General features: G+C 71.0%; 15 protein-coding genes, 1 tRNA gene and 1 pseudogene. 8 read left to right on the top strand and 9 right to left on the bottom strand.

The features are described from left to right. Nucleotides 1–87 precede the first annotated feature (87 nt). Nucleotides 88–825: pseudogene (locus tag ACWD3D_RS22670) on the top strand (ATP-binding domain-containing protein); the annotation flags it as partial. Nucleotides 826–851: 26 nt separating this feature from the next. Here ACWD3D_RS22670 and ACWD3D_RS22665 read toward each other — a convergent pair. Both ACWD3D_RS22665 and ACWD3D_RS22660 read right to left on the bottom strand, forming a co-directional pair. Continuing rightward, a complete protein-coding gene (locus ACWD3D_RS22665) occupies nt 852–1,607 on the bottom strand; it encodes a hypothetical protein (RefSeq protein WP_451462646.1) in 756 nt (251 codons plus the stop codon). 150 nt (nt 1,608–1,757) lie between these two features. Next, entirely contained in the window at nt 1,758–2,438 is a 681-nt protein-coding gene (locus ACWD3D_RS22660; protein WP_451462645.1) for a hypothetical protein, read from the bottom strand. A 47-nt stretch (nt 2,439–2,485) separates the two neighbouring features. Between ACWD3D_RS22660 and ACWD3D_RS22655 the strand changes: the two genes are divergently transcribed. Beyond that, the gene (locus tag ACWD3D_RS22655; protein WP_266702672.1) at nt 2,486–2,674 is read left to right on the top strand and encodes a DUF5703 family protein; all 189 of its coding nucleotides are present in this window, start codon (nt 2,486–2,488) and stop codon (nt 2,672–2,674) included. Nucleotides 2,675–2,892: 218 nt separating this feature from the next. On the opposite strand, the gene ACWD3D_RS22650 is transcribed toward ACWD3D_RS22655, so the two are convergent. The 3 genes from ACWD3D_RS22650 to ACWD3D_RS22640 all read right to left on the bottom strand — a co-directional run bounded on the left by ACWD3D_RS22650 (nt 2,893) and on the right by ACWD3D_RS22640 (nt 5,580). Continuing rightward, on the bottom strand, nt 2,893–3,657 hold the full coding sequence (locus ACWD3D_RS22650; protein WP_451462644.1) for a chaplin: 765 nt from the start codon (nt 3,655–3,657) through the stop codon (nt 2,893–2,895). Nucleotides 3,658–3,798: 141 nt separating this feature from the next. Next, a complete protein-coding gene (gene chpH / locus ACWD3D_RS22645) occupies nt 3,799–4,032 on the bottom strand; it encodes a chaplin ChpH (RefSeq protein WP_328722588.1) in 234 nt (77 codons plus the stop codon). Nucleotides 4,033–4,197: 165 nt separating this feature from the next. After that, a complete protein-coding gene (locus ACWD3D_RS22640) occupies nt 4,198–5,580 on the bottom strand; it encodes a M20/M25/M40 family metallo-hydrolase (RefSeq protein ID WP_451462643.1) in 1,383 nt (460 codons plus the stop codon). Between the two features lie 222 nt (nt 5,581–5,802). On the opposite strand from ACWD3D_RS22640, the gene ACWD3D_RS22635 reads away from it, so the two are divergent. Both ACWD3D_RS22635 and ACWD3D_RS22630 read left to right on the top strand, forming a co-directional pair. After that, nucleotides 5,803–5,890: transfer RNA gene (locus tag ACWD3D_RS22635), tRNA-Leu, on the top strand. Nucleotides 5,891–6,209: 319 nt separating this feature from the next. Then, nucleotides 6,210–6,758, top strand: coding sequence for a hypothetical protein (locus ACWD3D_RS22630; RefSeq protein WP_451462642.1), 549 nt, complete (start codon nt 6,210–6,212; stop codon nt 6,756–6,758). 145 nt (nt 6,759–6,903) lie between these two features. Here ACWD3D_RS22630 and ACWD3D_RS22625 read toward each other — a convergent pair whose 3' ends face one another. After that, nucleotides 6,904–7,038 (bottom strand): hypothetical protein, encoded by a 135-nt coding sequence (locus tag ACWD3D_RS22625; RefSeq protein WP_451462641.1) that lies wholly within the window; start codon nt 7,036–7,038, stop codon nt 6,904–6,906. Nucleotides 7,039–7,256: 218 nt separating this feature from the next. Between ACWD3D_RS22625 and ACWD3D_RS22620 the strand changes: the two genes are divergently transcribed. Together ACWD3D_RS22620 and ACWD3D_RS22615 are read left to right on the top strand one after the other, a co-directional pair. After that, a complete protein-coding gene (locus ACWD3D_RS22620; RefSeq protein WP_451462640.1) occupies nt 7,257–7,601 on the top strand; it encodes a hypothetical protein in 345 nt (114 codons plus the stop codon). A 388-nt stretch (nt 7,602–7,989) separates the two neighbouring features. Next, a complete protein-coding gene (locus ACWD3D_RS22615) occupies nt 7,990–8,928 on the top strand; it encodes an RluA family pseudouridine synthase (RefSeq protein ID WP_451462639.1) in 939 nt (312 codons plus the stop codon). 73 nt (nt 8,929–9,001) lie between these two features. On the opposite strand, the gene ACWD3D_RS22610 is transcribed toward ACWD3D_RS22615, so the two are convergent. The 3 genes from ACWD3D_RS22610 to ACWD3D_RS22600 form a co-directional block, all read right to left on the bottom strand. Beyond that, a complete protein-coding gene (locus ACWD3D_RS22610) occupies nt 9,002–9,631 on the bottom strand; it encodes an MBL fold metallo-hydrolase (protein ID WP_451462638.1) in 630 nt (209 codons plus the stop codon). Continuing rightward, nucleotides 9,631–10,716, bottom strand: a complete 1,086-nt coding sequence (locus ACWD3D_RS22605) for an S-(hydroxymethyl)mycothiol dehydrogenase (RefSeq protein WP_451462637.1) — start codon at nt 10,714–10,716, stop codon at nt 9,631–9,633. The genes ACWD3D_RS22610 and ACWD3D_RS22605 overlap by 1 nt, the downstream gene beginning before the upstream one ends. A 120-nt stretch (nt 10,717–10,836) precedes the next feature. Next, complete coding sequence (locus tag ACWD3D_RS22600) at nt 10,837–11,538, bottom strand: FadR/GntR family transcriptional regulator (RefSeq protein WP_451462636.1); 702 nt, start codon at nt 11,536–11,538, stop codon at nt 10,837–10,839. Nucleotides 11,539–11,778: 240 nt separating this feature from the next. Here ACWD3D_RS22600 and ACWD3D_RS22595 point away from each other — a divergent pair, with 240 nt between their 5' ends. Continuing rightward, nucleotides 11,779–12,288 (top strand): gluconokinase, encoded by a 510-nt coding sequence (locus ACWD3D_RS22595; protein WP_451462635.1) that lies wholly within the window; start codon nt 11,779–11,781, stop codon nt 12,286–12,288. 12 nt (nt 12,289–12,300) lie between these two features. Then, a complete protein-coding gene (locus tag ACWD3D_RS22590) occupies nt 12,301–13,698 on the top strand; it encodes a GntP family permease (protein WP_451462634.1) in 1,398 nt (465 codons plus the stop codon). Nucleotides 13,699–13,801 lie beyond the last annotated feature (103 nt).

Below are 13,801 nucleotides of genomic sequence, written 5' to 3'. Positions count from 1 at the left end.
CGGGACGGCCGTCCGGCTTGCCGAATCCGTTGCCGGGCTTCATGAGCATGCCGAACTTGACGCTGAGCCGGTAGTCCTCCCGCTTCCGGCCGCGCCGCCCGTGCCTGCCCGCAGGTGATCTCCCGCACACCCGACCCGGGGCCCATCGGCGAGCTGGTCTCCGGCATCGGCGTCGGTGAGCTGAATCAGGTCGGGGCGCCGGGCAAGGAAGTGGTGATCGTGCCGGTGCGGGACGCGGGCGAGGCCGTGCACCGCACCGTGCAGCTGGTCGCCGACTCCGTACCGCGTGCCTTCGGCATCGACGCGGCGGACACCCGGGTGATCACCGTGGGCCACGGCGGCTCGGCGGGCACCCGGGCCCTGAACGCGGCGCTCAAGGAACGCCTGAACCCCGGACCCGGTCGCTTCGGCGGCTTCGACCCGGGCGACCGGGTGGTCCACGTTCCCGCGCCGGGCCGGGCCGTACCCGGTGTCGTGGTGTCGGCCGACGCCGAGGGGCTGCGGCTGGACTGCGAGGGCACGCCGGTCGTCGTACCGCAGGGCCGGGTGGCCTCGGCGGTACGGCACGGCTGGGCGCTCAGCGCCCATCAGGCGGCGGGGACGCGCTGGCCGGCCGCTGTCGTCGTGCTCCCCGGGGACGCGGCGCGGGGGCTCAGCAGGCCGTGGGTCTACACCGCGTTCAGCCGGGGCGAGCACCATCTGTCCGTCGTGCACGGCGTGGACCAGGCGCTGCCCAGGGCCGTGGCCGAGATCCCCGGGCAGGAACGCACCACCCGGCTGCGGGCCCTGCTGGAGGCACTGCCCACGCCCGACGCATCATCCTAGGACGGCCGGCGGCCGGCGGTCCGCACCTACCCGCTCTCCCTCTCCGGCAGCACCAGCCAGATTTCGGAGAGGGAGAGTCCGTGCCCCGCGCTCGCCGTCCCGCAGGCGCAGCCGAGCACGGCCCGGCGCCAGTCGCAGGTGACGGTCCAGGGGCCGTCCCGGTCTCCGCACCCCGGACAGTCCACGGTCTCGGCCGACCACACTCCCGGCGCGGGCCTGGTGTGGTGCCGGAACCTCCCCGTGTACAGGGCCTCCCAGGGCTCGACCGGAGGCGTGAGCGGGTCGGCGCCGCCGGAGCTCGTCGCGACCAGGGCGGTGAACAGCGCGCCGAGGCCGGGGAGCAGAGCTTCGCCCGCTCCGGTCGGCGGCGGCGCGTCCGACACGGTTCCCGGCACGGGCGGGTAGCGGGGGGCAGCGGCCGCCGGGAGGGGATTCGGAGCGGCGTGCCAGGGCAGCAGGGCGCGGGCCACGGCAGCCAGGAGAGCGGCTGCGGACGGACTGACGGCCCCGGCGTCCAAGTGGTGAACGGTGGTGCGCAGTACGCGTTGGAGCCGTCTGTCCCGGTCCGTGACCCTGGTCGGGGCCGCCGTGCCCCGTCGGGCAGGGAGCGGCGCCGTGAGCCGGGCCAGGACGGCCCGAGCCGCCTCGGCGTCGGCCGGGGAGAGGCGCCACCCGTTCGCGGCGACCAGACGCCACGTCCTTCCCGACTCCCGGACGAGCGCACCCGACCGGAGGGACCCGCCTCTCGGCGTCCTCGGCCGCTCCCCGCGTGCCTCCTCCATCGCCCCACTCCTCCTGCCGGTCCGGTCCCACCGGGGTGTGCTCGGTCACAGTCGCCCGGAGTCCGCGCAGGCCGGTGGCCCGGTGCGCGGTGCACCGGGCCACCGGCCTGTCCGAAGGGCCGTCAGGGCAGTCGGGGCTCCCGGCCGCGGTCAGGCGCCGCCGGACGGGAGCTCGTCGAGGTCGTCGTCATCGTCGTCGCCTTCGTCGCCCTCGAGGTCGTCGTCGAAGACCGAGCTGACGTCGAACCGGCACACCACCAGTTCCGGGTCCACGTCCTCGAAGGGCGACCCGAGCCACTCCCCCGGTTCGCCGGCTTCGTCGGCGGCTGCCACCCAGAGCGTGGAGTCCCCCTCGACCAAGCCGAACTCCTTGTGGCGGGAGGCGATCTCGTCGGGTTCGTACTCGCCGAACAGCACGCCGAGCGCGGCGTGGACGCTCGTACCGACGACCGCGGCGTGACCGGTGTCGAGGTCGTCCGGGTCGGCGTCCGCGAGCCGCTGCGCCTGGGCGAGCAGCCGCTGCGGTTCCGCCACCGCGTAGTCGCGCCGGATCAGCACGCTGAGCGCGCTCGGCTCGGCCGGTCCGGCGTACGGGGGCAGGGAATCGTCCGCGCCCGGGATCTCGAAGGGAGTCACCTCGTCGTGCCGTTCGTAGAGGAGTTCGTCGTAGACCTCGGCGGCGGCGGCGAGAGCGTTGAACGCTTCGTACACGGCGGGGTCCTCGTCCCCGCTACGGCGTTCGACCGCGTCGAGGTGACGGTCGATCGCGGCTTTGACCGCTTCGGCGGCGGCACGTACCTCGGCAGCGGTGGGCTGCGCAGCATCAGACATGAGGCAGACGCTATCCGTACCGGGGCTCTGCCCGCACAATAGATGCGATGCCGGAATACGAATTCGTCGACGTGTACGTGCCGCGCGGGGTGTCCCGCAAGGATGCGGCCCGACTTTTGACCGACCACGCGGAGTACGGGCACTGGGAGCTGGACCGCCTGACGCTCCGCCACGACGGCAGCCGCAGGGTGCGGCTGCGGCGGAGGATCATCCGCCAGCTCAGGGCCACCTGGTAACGCCAGGAGCGGGCCCCGCAGCCGCCGGACCCGCTCCTCTTCGTCATGCGTGTCACCGGGACGGCAGGGCTTCCGTCCGGGCCGTGGCGGGCTCGCGCGCCCCGGCCCGGTCCGGACGGAAGGTCCCCTTCCGGTCCTGGTGCAGCCACCCGGGTCGTGTTCTGAAAGTCACGCCCGTCCGGCCCTCCGGGCGGACGGCGCTCCTTTCGAGAAACGCCCTATGCAGCGCTGCGCGAGCGGCGGTAGAACACCGCTCCGGCGCCGGCGAGCAGCATGCCCGCCCCCGCCGGAATCAGCATGCCGAGGTCACCGGCACCGGTCTCCGCGAGCTGCGGAGGGGTGTTCACCTCGGGGGCGGGCGGCTCGTGGGCCGGCGGAGCGACGGGCTCCTCGGGGGTGACCGGCACCTCCGGCACCACGGGCGGGGCAACCGGGGCGCCGTTGACGCATTCGTTGCCGAAGACGGGGTTGAGCAGTCCCACGACGTCCACGGAGTTGCCGCAGGCGTTCACGGGGATGTCGACCGGCGCCTGGACGCTGTTGCCGGAGAGGATGCCGGGAGAACCCTGCGCGACCCCCTGCGCCGTAGCGCCGCCGCCACCGCCGACGGCCTTGGTGGAGTCGCCGGCGCGGTGCCTGCCGGTCCCCGAGGCGGCGTTCCCTCCCTGCTGCGCCGAGGTGTCCCCGGCGTCGGCGTGGGTGGAGCCGGACGCGCCGCGACCGCTCACGGTGCCGCCCTGCGACGTGTTCGCGCAACTGTTTCCGAATGCCGGGTTGAGCAGACCGACGACGTCCACGGAATTCCCGCAGACGTTGACCGGGATCTCGATCGGAATCTGGATGCTGTTCCCGGATGCCACCCCCGGGGAATTCGTCGCGGCGGAGGCCGCTCCGGAGTCCGCCTGCGCGTAACCCCCACCGAGTGCGAGCACTCCGCCTGCCGCCGCCATGGTGATCAGGCCTTTACGAGTGACCTGTCGCATAGGTTCTTTTCCTGCCTTCTGCACTTCCGAATTACCCCCGGACACGACCGTGCGAGGGCCGAATGCCGGTCGGCCCCGGAGCGCATGGCGCGCGCTCCGGGGCCGACCGGGCTTCAAACCCTTACGGGTTGACGCTCAACGTCAGGCGTTGACGCAGGTGTTGCCGAAGGCCGGGTTCAGGAGCCCGATCACGGAGATCGTGTTGCCGCACACGTTCACCGGAACGTGGACGGGGACCTGAATGACGTTGCCCGAGATGACGCCGGGGCTGCCGATGGCGGCACCCTGGGCACCCGCGTCGGCAACGGCCATGCCGGCGCCCGCGAGCACGAGACCACCGGTGACAGCCGCAGCGGCGGCAATCTTCTTGATCATTGTTCCTCCTCGTTGGAAATGCGGTCCCAGCCGCGGACCGCATCACCTGTAACGAGGAGAAAATCAGAGGGCTACGAGCCCAACCCCCCTTTCACTCTTTCCGGTGAGGTCCGGACAGGCGGGCGAATTACGTCACCGAGGGGCGGGCGGAAGTGCGGGGTGGGCTCAGCTGTGGTCGATGAACCGGTCCAGTACCCGTACGCCGAACTGCAGGCCGTCCACCGGAACGCGCTCGTCCACGCCGTGGAACATGCCGGCGAAGTCGAGCTCCGGCGGCAGCTTGAGCGGAGCGAAGCCGAATCCCCGGATGCCGAGGTCGTCGAAGGACTTGGCGTCCGTCCCGGCCGACAGCATGTACGGCACGGCCCGCGCGATCGGGTCCTCGGCCACCAGGGCCTTCTGCATGGCGTCCACGAGGGCGCCGTCGAAGGTCGTCTCCAGCGCCTTGTCCGTGTGCACGTCCTCGCGCCGCACGTTCGGGCCGAGAATCCGGTCGATGTCGGCGAGGAACTCCTCCTCGTACCCCGGCAGGAAGCGGGCGTCCACGTGGGCGGTCGCCTGGCCCGGGATGACGTTGACCTTGTAGCCCGCGCCGAGCTGCGTGGGGTTGGCGGTGTTGCGCAGGGAGGCACCGATGAGCTTGGCGATGCCGCCCAGCTTGGCGAGGGTCTCCTCCATGTTCTCCGGGTCCAGCTCGGTGCCCAGCGCGTCCGAGAGCTCGTCCAGGAAGTGGCGCAGGGTCTTGGTGACCCGGACCGGGAACTGATGGCGCCCCAGCCTGCCGACCGCCTCGGACAGCTCCGTGATGGCGTTGTCCTTGTGGATCATCGAACCGTGCCCGGCGGTGCCGTCCACGGTCAGCTTCATCCAGTGCATGCCCTTCTGGGCCGTCTCCACCAGGTAGAGGCGCAGCTGCTCGTTGACGGTCAGCGAGAAGCCGCCGACCTCGCTGATGGCCTCGGTGACGCCCTCGAAGAGCCCCGGGTGCTTGTCGACGAGGTAGCGGGCACCGAAGGTACCGCCGGCCTCCTCGTCCGCGAGGAACGCCAGCACGATGTCGCGCGGGGGCTTGCGGCCGCTGCGCATCCGCTCGCGGACGACCGCGAGCGTCATGGCGTCCATGTCCTTCATGTCGACCGCGCCGCGTCCCCAGACGCAGCCGTCCGCGATCTCGCCGGAGAACGGGTCGTGGGTCCAGTCGGCCGCGTTGGCCGGGACGACGTCCGTGTGCCCGTGGATGAGGAGCGCGGGCCGGGAGGGGTCCTCGCCCTCGATCCGCGCCACGGTCGACGCGCGACCCTTGTGCGATTCGAAGATCTGCGGTTCCAGCCCGACCTCGGCGAGCTTCTCCGCGACGTACTCCGCGGCGAGCCGCTCGCCGGGGCCGGAGTGGTCCCCGTAGTTGCTGGTGTCGATCCGGATCAGCTCACGACAGAGGTCCACGACCTCGTTCTCGGCGTTGCCGGTCTTCCCGGACGGGCTTGCCTGGGAGGCGCTGCTCTCGCTCACACTGATTCCTTCCACTGTCACGGTGGTGCTCCCCCTCATCCTCGCGCGCCCGCCCCGCCGAGCCCAAGGCCGTCCCCCCGACGACATGCGCCCGTCACACAGGCCTGCCCCGGTGCGGGAGCGGGGGGGCGGCGCGGCCCGCCCCGGAGGCGGGCCGGAGGGGTGGACCCGGGGGGGTGATCGAGGGCCCCCGAATGTTTGGTATTGTTTTCCACGTCGGAACGGGACAGGAACAACGGCCCCGAGAACGACAGACACCTTGTCCGGGTGGCGGAATGGCAGACGCGCTAGCTTGAGGTGCTAGTGCCCTTTATCGGGCGTGGGGGTTCAAGTCCCCCCTCGGACACCAAGGTCGAACGACCGTACAAGGCCGGTCAAAGCGAGAGTTTGTCGCTTTGACCGGCCTTGTTGCGTACGGAGGCGAGCGATGCCGACGCTTCGGGGACTCCGGCGGGCGGCCGGCCTGCTACGCGGTGAGGGAGTGAGCCCGGGCATGAACCCGCTACCGGTCGGCATCCCCTTCTGCTTCGTCGCCGTACACCTCGACCCGGCGCAGCCACCACCACCGGCGCTCTCGGCATCGACTTCGGCCCGACCGCCCCCGGCGACCCCTGCACCGTCCGGCGCGGCGCAGTTCACTCTCCAGCCTGGGCCTGATCCGTCGGGGCGTGCGCGACCACGCCCCGACCACCGGCCGCTTCCTGTACGTCGACCCGGAACTCGACCCGGACGCCCCCCAGCGGCTCTACGGCTGCAGCTCTACGCCGACAAAGACCCGGTCAGCGCGTCCACTCCACACGGCCGCCGCCCTCTCGACCCCGCCGACAGTGCCCGGCGGCGAAAAACGCGCCAGAACCCACAACGGCTCCTGGTACGTGAACAACGGCTTCGGCTGGTTCTGGAAGAACGTCCGGAAGAGGTCGGTCAAGGACGTCGGAACGCTCACCGCCACCACCTGCGTCGCCCATGGCACCGGCAACCACCCCGCACCCCCGGCCACCATCTCCTTCAAGGCATACAAGCCGAAATCCAAGGAAATCGACTTCCACGGCTACGCCACGGGAAGCAGCCACGGCTACAGCCCCGGCTTCGACGCCGAAGGCAACACCAACAGTTCCGTGAGCGTGATCCGGGGAGCGGTCGGCGACATTCTCAGCGGCACAGGTAAGCCGTCGCCGGTGTTCTTGGCGGAGCAGCGGAAGGCGTCGGCGGCATAATCCCCTTGCACACTCCTGCGCCCCGCCGTCGCCGTCTGATTCACCGGAGGCGGCGAACTCATCGGTGGCGGCAGAGCGGTAGCGGACGGCGGCCACCTCCTCGCCGAGGACGACGTCGAACGGCCCGGCAACGCGGGCAAGCTCTTCAACGGAACCAGCGCTGGTACGTCATCGGCAGCGAGTCGAGCGACACTGTCACCAGGAGTCTCAGCGAACCGGAGTCGCTCCGGGAGGCCACCCCCGAAGAGTCGAATTCCTTACTGGGCGGCTTGGAGCGCATGGATGCTCCTCAACGCCGCCGACGGGGGTTCGGGACAGGACTCCCTGGCGGGGTAGCGGTCATCGAAAACGGCGACGACAGCGTCGGCAACGGAGCTTTCACGATGACCGACGCAATACTTCGGGGTCCTGCATAAAGTTCGAAATGGGGAAGAAAGTGCAGAAAATTCCTTTGACTGGAAATCCGACGCTGGACCAGCGGGGCGACGCATGAAGGAAATGTCTGAAGACGAGTACTGCCTCCACGTCAACGCCCGGGAAGGGTCGCTGCTGTGGATGATACTCGCCGATCGCACACAGAGTGAGGACGAGAAGGACTGGGTTCCGTACATTCCAGTCTTCGCCAAACTGATCGAGTGCTGGTCGAGCAACGGATTCGTGCGGCTTTTCCGGGGTACCGAATTCCCGATCGACGTCAGCGGCGAGGAGGTCCCTGCCGGAGAGGTGTCCGACCTGCTCGGAGACATGAGCAGCTGGGCCTATGCGGAGGAATCGCAACCGGCGATCTGCGTCGTGCGGGGGGACCGTGATCTCGTGGAACTGGAGGACGGTATGTGTGACTGACCAAAGTCGTTCCGGCGGCCGTCGGGCTGCGGCTCGTGGCCAACGAACGACTGGTGGAGGAGGGCGGAGCGGGGAATCCGCTCCGCCCTCCTGAGGCGATCGCCACTACCGCGCGACCGAGGTCCGGCCTGGTGACGTACCTTGTGGGTGCCCGAACCACGCACGGTGGCGGCACGCGGGCAGCTCCCCCGGGCTCCGGTCGGCCCCCTCCCCGTCGCGCACGGGCTCGGGCGTCGACGCAAGGCCATCGACTGTCGCGCGCCCGCCCGTCACCCGTCACCGCAAAGGCCACCCCCATGTCCCGCCCCGCGTCCGTCCGTCCGTCGCCCGTACCGGTGGCCGAGGGCTGCGGCCCTGCCGCGCCGGCCCCGCTCCGGGCGGGCGTCCGGTGAGGGGCCGGCGGAAGTCCGCCGCCTCGCCGCTCCCGCAGCGCGAGGGCGTCGATCCCGTGCGGGTACGGCTGCCGGTGGACCCCGACGGGGCGTGGGCGACCGTGGGCGATCATCTGCGGGAGCGGTTCGGTGCCGCGGTCGGGGTGGCGCGGGTGGACGCCATGCTGGCGGAGGGCCTGTTCGTCGGGGCGGACGGGCGGCCGGTGCCGGGGACCCGGCCGTACGAGAGCGGGCTCGGCCTCTGGTTCCACCGGGAGTTCGCGCCCGAGGAGCCGGTGCCGTTCCCCATCGGGGTGGTCCACCGCGACGAGCACGTGGTGGTCGCCGACAAGCCGCACTTTCTCGCCACCACGCCGCGCGGCCGGCACGTGACGCAGACGGCGGTGGCGCGTTTGAGGCACGAGCTGGGGCTGCCGCACCTCCAGCCCGCGCACCGGCTGGACCGGCTGACGGCGGGCCTGGTGCTGTTCGTCGTGCGTCCCGAGGACCGTGGCGCGTACCAGACGCTGTTCCGGGACCGGCTGGTGCGCAAGGAGTACGAGGCGATCGCCGGATACGACCCCGGGCTGGTGCTCCCCCGGACGGTGCGGAGCCGGATCGTGAAGGAGCACGGGGTGGTGGCCGCGCGCGAGGAGGCGGGCGAGCCGAACAGTGAGAGCCGGGTGGAACTGCTGGATCACCGGGGCGGGTACGGCCGGTACCGGCTGCTGCCCGCCACCGGGCGCACCCATCAACTGCGGTTGCACATGAGCACGTTGGGGCTACCGCTGGTCAACGACCCGCTCTATCCGGTGGTGGAACCGGAGGGCGATCCGGACGACTGGTCCCGACCGCTGCAACTCCTGGCACGAGTGCTGGAGTTCACCGATCCGGTCACGGGTGAGCCGCGCCGCTTCAGGAGCGGACTGCGGCTCTCCGCGTGGCCGGACCGGTGACCGGGACGGATCGCGTCGACGGGTCGGGTCGGGCCGACGGGTCGGGTCGGGCCGACGGGTCGGGTCGCGCGGGTCAGTGACCGCGTGCGATCCACTCGTCCAGGTGCGGGGCCTCCGCGCCGATGGTGGTGGAGTCGCCGTGTCCGGTGCGGACGGTGGTGTCCGCCGGAAGGGCGAGAAGCCGGTCCCGGATGGAGTCGACGATCGTCGGGAAGTGCGAGAACGACCGGCCGGTGGCGCCGGGGCCGCCCTGGAAGAGGGTGTCCCCGGTGAAGACCGTCGCCAGCTCGGGGGCGTACAGGCAGACCGCGCCCGGGGCGTGGCCCGGGGTGTGCAGGACGGTCAGCCGGGTCCCCGCGACCTCGATCTCCTGGCCGTCCGTCAGTTCACCGTCGGGCGCGCGGTCGGGATGGGTCTGCTTCCACAGCGGCAGGTCTTCCGGATGGAGCAGGACCGGGGCGCCGGTGGCGTCGGCGAGGGCCGGGGCGGCGTCGATGTGGTCGTTGTGCGCATGGGTGGAGACGATGGCGCGCAGCGTGCGTCCGCCGAGGGCGGTCAGGATGGCGTCGGCGTCGTGGGCGGCGTCGATGACGATCGCCTCGTGGTCGTCGCCGACGATCCAGACGTTGTTGTCGACGTCCCACTCGCCGCCGTCGAGCGCGAAGGTGCCGGAGGTGACGAGGTGGTCGATACGAGCGGCCATCAGAAGACCACCACCGAACGCAGCACGTCGCCGTCGTGCATCCGCTCGAAGGCGCGCTCGACGTCGCCGATGCCGATGGTCTCGGTGACGAAGGCTCCGAGGTCGATCCGGCCCTGCTGGTGCAGGTCGACGAGCATGGGGAAGTCGCGGGACGGCAGGCAGTCGCCGTACCAGGAGGACTTCAGTGAGCCGCCGCGGCCGAACACGTCGAGGAGGGGGAGTTCGAGGCGCATCTCGGGCGTGGGGACTCCGACGAGGACGACGGTGCCGGCCAGGTCGCGGGCGTAGAACGCCTGCTCGTACGTCTCGGGGCGGCCGACCGCCTCGATGACGACGTCGGCGCCGTTGCCGTCGGTGAGGGCGCGGATCGCCTCTACGGGGTCGTTCTCGCGGGAGTTGACGGTGTGCGTGGCACCCATCTTCTTCGCGGTCTCCAGCTTGCGGTCGTCGATGTCCACCGCGATGATCTTCGCCGCGCCCGCGAGCCGTGCGCCCATGACGGCCGCGTCGCCGACGCCGCCGCAGCCGATGACCGCGACGGAGTCGCCCCGGCCCACCTGGCCGGTGTTGATGGCGGCGCCGATGCCCGCCATGACGCCGCAGCCGAGCAGACCGGCGACGGCCGGGGACACCGCGGGGTCGACCTTGGTGCACTGCCCGGAGGCCACCAGGGTCTTCTCCGCGAACGCGCCGATACCGAGCGCGGGGGAGAGCTCGGTGCCGTCGAGCAGCGTCATCTTCTGCTTGGCGTTGTGGGTGTCGAAGCAGTACCAGGGGCGTCCGCGCAGACAGGCGCGGCACTGGCCGCAGACGGCCCGCCAGTTCAGGATGACGAAGTCGCCGGGCGCGACGTCGGTGACGCCCTCGCCGACCGACTCCACGACGCCCGCCGCCTCGTGGCCGAGGAGGAACGGGAACTCGTCGTTGATGCCGCCCTGCTTGTAGTGCAGGTCGGTGTGGCAGACACCGCACGCCTGGATCTTCACCACGGCCTCGCCGGGGCCCGGGTCCGGGATCACGATCGTCTCGACCCGTACGGGCTCGTTCTTCCCCGGTGCGATGACCCCTTGCACCTGCTGCGGCATACCCTGGTCTCCTTCTGTGTGGCGGCCCCGGGCCCCTGTGACGCCCAGCCGCTGTCCGAAGATCGAACGCGGACCACGGTACGCGGTGGGGGGAGGGCGTGCGCCGACCTGGGCGGGCCTTCAGGGCGCGAGTACGTCCAGTTCGTCCAGGGCGCCGTGGGCGATCTCGCGGGTGAGGCGCTCGGCGGCCTCGGTGTCCCTCTCGCGTACCGCTTCGGCGACCTTGACGTGCAGGGTCACGGCGGCCGGGTCGGGGTCCTCGAACATCACCTGGTGGTGGGTTCGGCCGGCCAGGACCTCGGCGACCACGTCGCCGAGCCGGGCGAACATCTCGTTGCCCGAGGCGTTCAGCACCACCCGGTGGAAGGCGATGTCGTGGCGGAGGTACTCCTCCAGCCGCTGGCCGCGCGAGGTCTCGACCATGCCGAGGGCGCACTCGGTGAGGGCCGCGCACTGCGCGGGCGTGGCGTACCGGGCGGCGAGCGAGGCGGCGACCGGCTCGATGGCGGAGCGCAGCACGGTCAGCGAGCGGAGCTGGCGCGGGCGGTCGGCGCCTGCCAGCCGCCAGCGGATGACCCGGGGGTCGTAGACGTTCCACGCCTCGGTGGGGCGTACGGTCACGCCGACCCGGCGCCGGGACTCGACGAGGTGCATCGACTCCAGCACCCGGACCACCTCGCGGACGACGGTGCGGGAGACCTCGAAGCGCTGGGCGATCTCGTCGGTGCGCAGCACGTCGCCCGGCCGGCGCTCCCCCGAGGTGATCTCCAGACCCAGGGCGTCCAGTACATGCGTATGGAGCCCCTGGCTCGTCGTGGTCATGAGGCAAGAGTACGGGGCGATTACGGGACACCACGGGCGCCCTTCGACGGGGGCGTTCCCGGGCGGTGTGCCGTGCGGGGGCCGGGGAAGGCGCCGGGTGCCGGAGCAGATCCGGCGGGTCGCGCACACCTCCCGGAGGACTTTAAGTACGACGTTTAGGTCACACTCACTTGAATAAGTACGACCTAATGAGTTTCAGTAGCGCGACGGACCGATGTCGAAGAAGACAGCGAGGCACCAATGAACACCCCCCACGTCGTCGTGGTGATGGGCGTGGCAGGGACCGGCAAGACCACGATCGGCCCCCTGCTCGCCACCGCACTGGGCGTCCCGTACGCCGAGGGCGACGACTTCCACCCCGAGTCGAACATCGCCAAGATGTCCGCCGGTACCCCGCTGGACGACTCGGACCGCTGGCCCTGGCTGGACGCCATCGGGCAGTGGGCGCACAGCCGCGCCGGACTCGGCGGTGTCGTCTCCAGCTCCGCGCTGAAGCGGGTCTACCGCGACCGCCTGCGGGGTGAGGCACCCGACGCCGTCTTTCTCCACCTGACCGGAGACCGCGCCCTCATAGAGGGGCGGATGTCCGCGCGCAAGAACCACTTCATGCCGACCGCACTGCTCGACTCGCAGTTCGCCACGCTCCAGCCGCTCGAAGCGGACGAGGCGGGAGTCGAGGTCGACGTGTCCGGCACCCCTGAAGAAATCACCGAACGTGCCGTCGCCGCGCTGCGCCGGCTCGCGAGCTAAGGACCCCCCACCGTGACCACTCTCAGCGTCGAGATGTTGGCAGCGGACGCCGTCGATCCCATCACCTCCGCGGGCAACGCGCAGTTGGGCATCGCCGTCGTCGCAGGCATCGCCGTCATCGTCCTGCTCATCACCAAGTTCAAGCTGCACGCCTTCCTGGCGCTCACCATCGGCTCGCTGGCGCTCGGCTCCTTCGCCGGGGCTCCGCTTCAGAAGACGATCGCCAGCTTCACGGCTGGGCTCGGCTCCACCGTCGCGGGCGTCGGCGTCCTCATCGCGCTCGGCGCGATACTCGGCAAGCTGCTGGCCGACTCCGGCGGCGCCGACCAGATCGTGGACACCATCCTCGCCAAGGCGAGCGGCCGGGCGATGCCCTGGGCGATGGTGCTGATCGCCTCCATCATCGGCCTGCCGCTCTTCTTCGAGGTCGGCATCGTGCTGCTGATCCCGGTGGTGCTGCTCGTCGCCAAGCGCGGCAACTACTCCCTGATGCGGATCGGCATCCCGGCGCTCGCGGGGCTCTCCGTGATGCACGGCCTGATCCCCCCGCACCCCGGTCCGCTCGTCGCGATCGACGCGCTGGACGCCAACCTCGGTGTCACGCTGGCCCTCGGTGTGGTGGTCGCCATTCCGACCGTGATCATCGCCGGTCCGGTCTTCTCCCGGTTCGCCGCCCGCTGGGTGGACATCAAGGCGCCCGAGCGCATGGTTCCCGAGCGCGCCTCCGAGGAGCTGGAGCACCGCCCGAGCTTCGGCGCGACGCTGGCCACCGTGCTGCTGCCGGTCGTGCTGATGCTGGCGAAGGCCCTGGTCGACATCGTCGTGGACGACCCGGAGAACGGTGTCCAGAAGGTCACCGACGTCATCGGTTCCCCGCTGATCGCCCTCCTCGCCGCCGTGATCGTCGGCATGTTCACGCTGGGCCGGGCCGCCGGCTTCACCAAGGACCGGCTCGCCGGCACCGTCGAGAAGTCGCTCGCCCCGATCGCGGGCGTGCTGCTCATCGTCGGCGCGGGCGGTGGCTTCAAGCAGACCCTCATCGACGCCGGTGTCGGCCGGATGATCCTGGAGTTCTCCGAGAGCTGGTCGATCCCCGCGCTGCTGCTCGGCTGGCTGATCGCGGTCGGTATCCGGCTCGCGACCGGTTCGGCGACGGTCGCCACCATCTCGGCGGCCGGCCTGGTCGCCCCGCTGGCGGCCGACATGTCGACCTCGCACGCCGCCCTGCTGGTCCTCGCGGTCGGCGCGGGCTCGCTCTTCTTCAGCCACGTCAACGACGCGGGTTTCTGGCTGGTGAAGGAGTACTTCGGGATGGACGTCGGCCAGACGGTCAAGACCTGGTCGGTGATGGAGACCATCATCTCCGTCTGCTCGCTGGCCTTCATCCTGCTGCTGTCCCTGGTGTTGTAGGGCCCGTACGGGGTGCCTGACGGCCCCCGGTTCCTGCTCCACCAGGTGGTCCCGCCGGGAGCGACGCTGGCGGAGACGGCGGCGTGGGTGGGGATACGGGTGC

Source organism: Streptomyces sp. NPDC002690 (assembly GCF_053592415.1).
Note: the sequence above shows the minus strand (reverse complement) of the source record. Positions and strands in the feature narration are given on the sequence as shown.

Coding starts and splice junctions, on each gene's coding strand:
- ACWD3D_RS22665 (WP_451462646.1), bottom strand. CDS start 1,607: ATGGAGGAGGCACGCGGGGAGCGGCCGAGGACGCCGAGAGGCGGGTCC.
- chpH (WP_328722588.1), bottom strand. CDS start 4,032: ATGATCAAGAAGATTGCCGCCGCTGCGGCTGTCACCGGTGGTCTCGTG.
- ACWD3D_RS22610 (WP_451462638.1), bottom strand. CDS start 9,631: ATGGCCGCTCGTATCGACCACCTCGTCACCTCCGGCACCTTCGCGCTC.
- ACWD3D_RS22605 (WP_451462637.1), bottom strand. CDS start 10,716: ATGCCGCAGCAGGTGCAAGGGGTCATCGCACCGGGGAAGAACGAGCCC.
- ACWD3D_RS22640 (WP_451462643.1), bottom strand. CDS start 5,580: ATGAGGGGGAGCACCACCGTGACAGTGGAAGGAATCAGTGTGAGCGAG.
- ACWD3D_RS22660 (WP_451462645.1), bottom strand. CDS start 2,438: ATGTCTGATGCTGCGCAGCCCACCGCTGCCGAGGTACGTGCCGCCGCC.
- ACWD3D_RS22600 (WP_451462636.1), bottom strand. CDS start 11,538: ATGACCACGACGAGCCAGGGGCTCCATACGCATGTACTGGACGCCCTG.
- ACWD3D_RS22625 (WP_451462641.1), bottom strand. CDS start 7,038: ATGCGCTCCAAGCCGCCCAGTAAGGAATTCGACTCTTCGGGGGTGGCC.
- ACWD3D_RS22595 (WP_451462635.1), top strand. CDS start 11,779: ATGAACACCCCCCACGTCGTCGTGGTGATGGGCGTGGCAGGGACCGGC.
- ACWD3D_RS22650 (WP_451462644.1), bottom strand. CDS start 3,657: ATGCGACAGGTCACTCGTAAAGGCCTGATCACCATGGCGGCGGCAGGC.
- ACWD3D_RS22655 (WP_266702672.1), top strand. CDS start 2,486: ATGCCGGAATACGAATTCGTCGACGTGTACGTGCCGCGCGGGGTGTCC.
- ACWD3D_RS22620 (WP_451462640.1), top strand. CDS start 7,257: ATGTCTGAAGACGAGTACTGCCTCCACGTCAACGCCCGGGAAGGGTCG.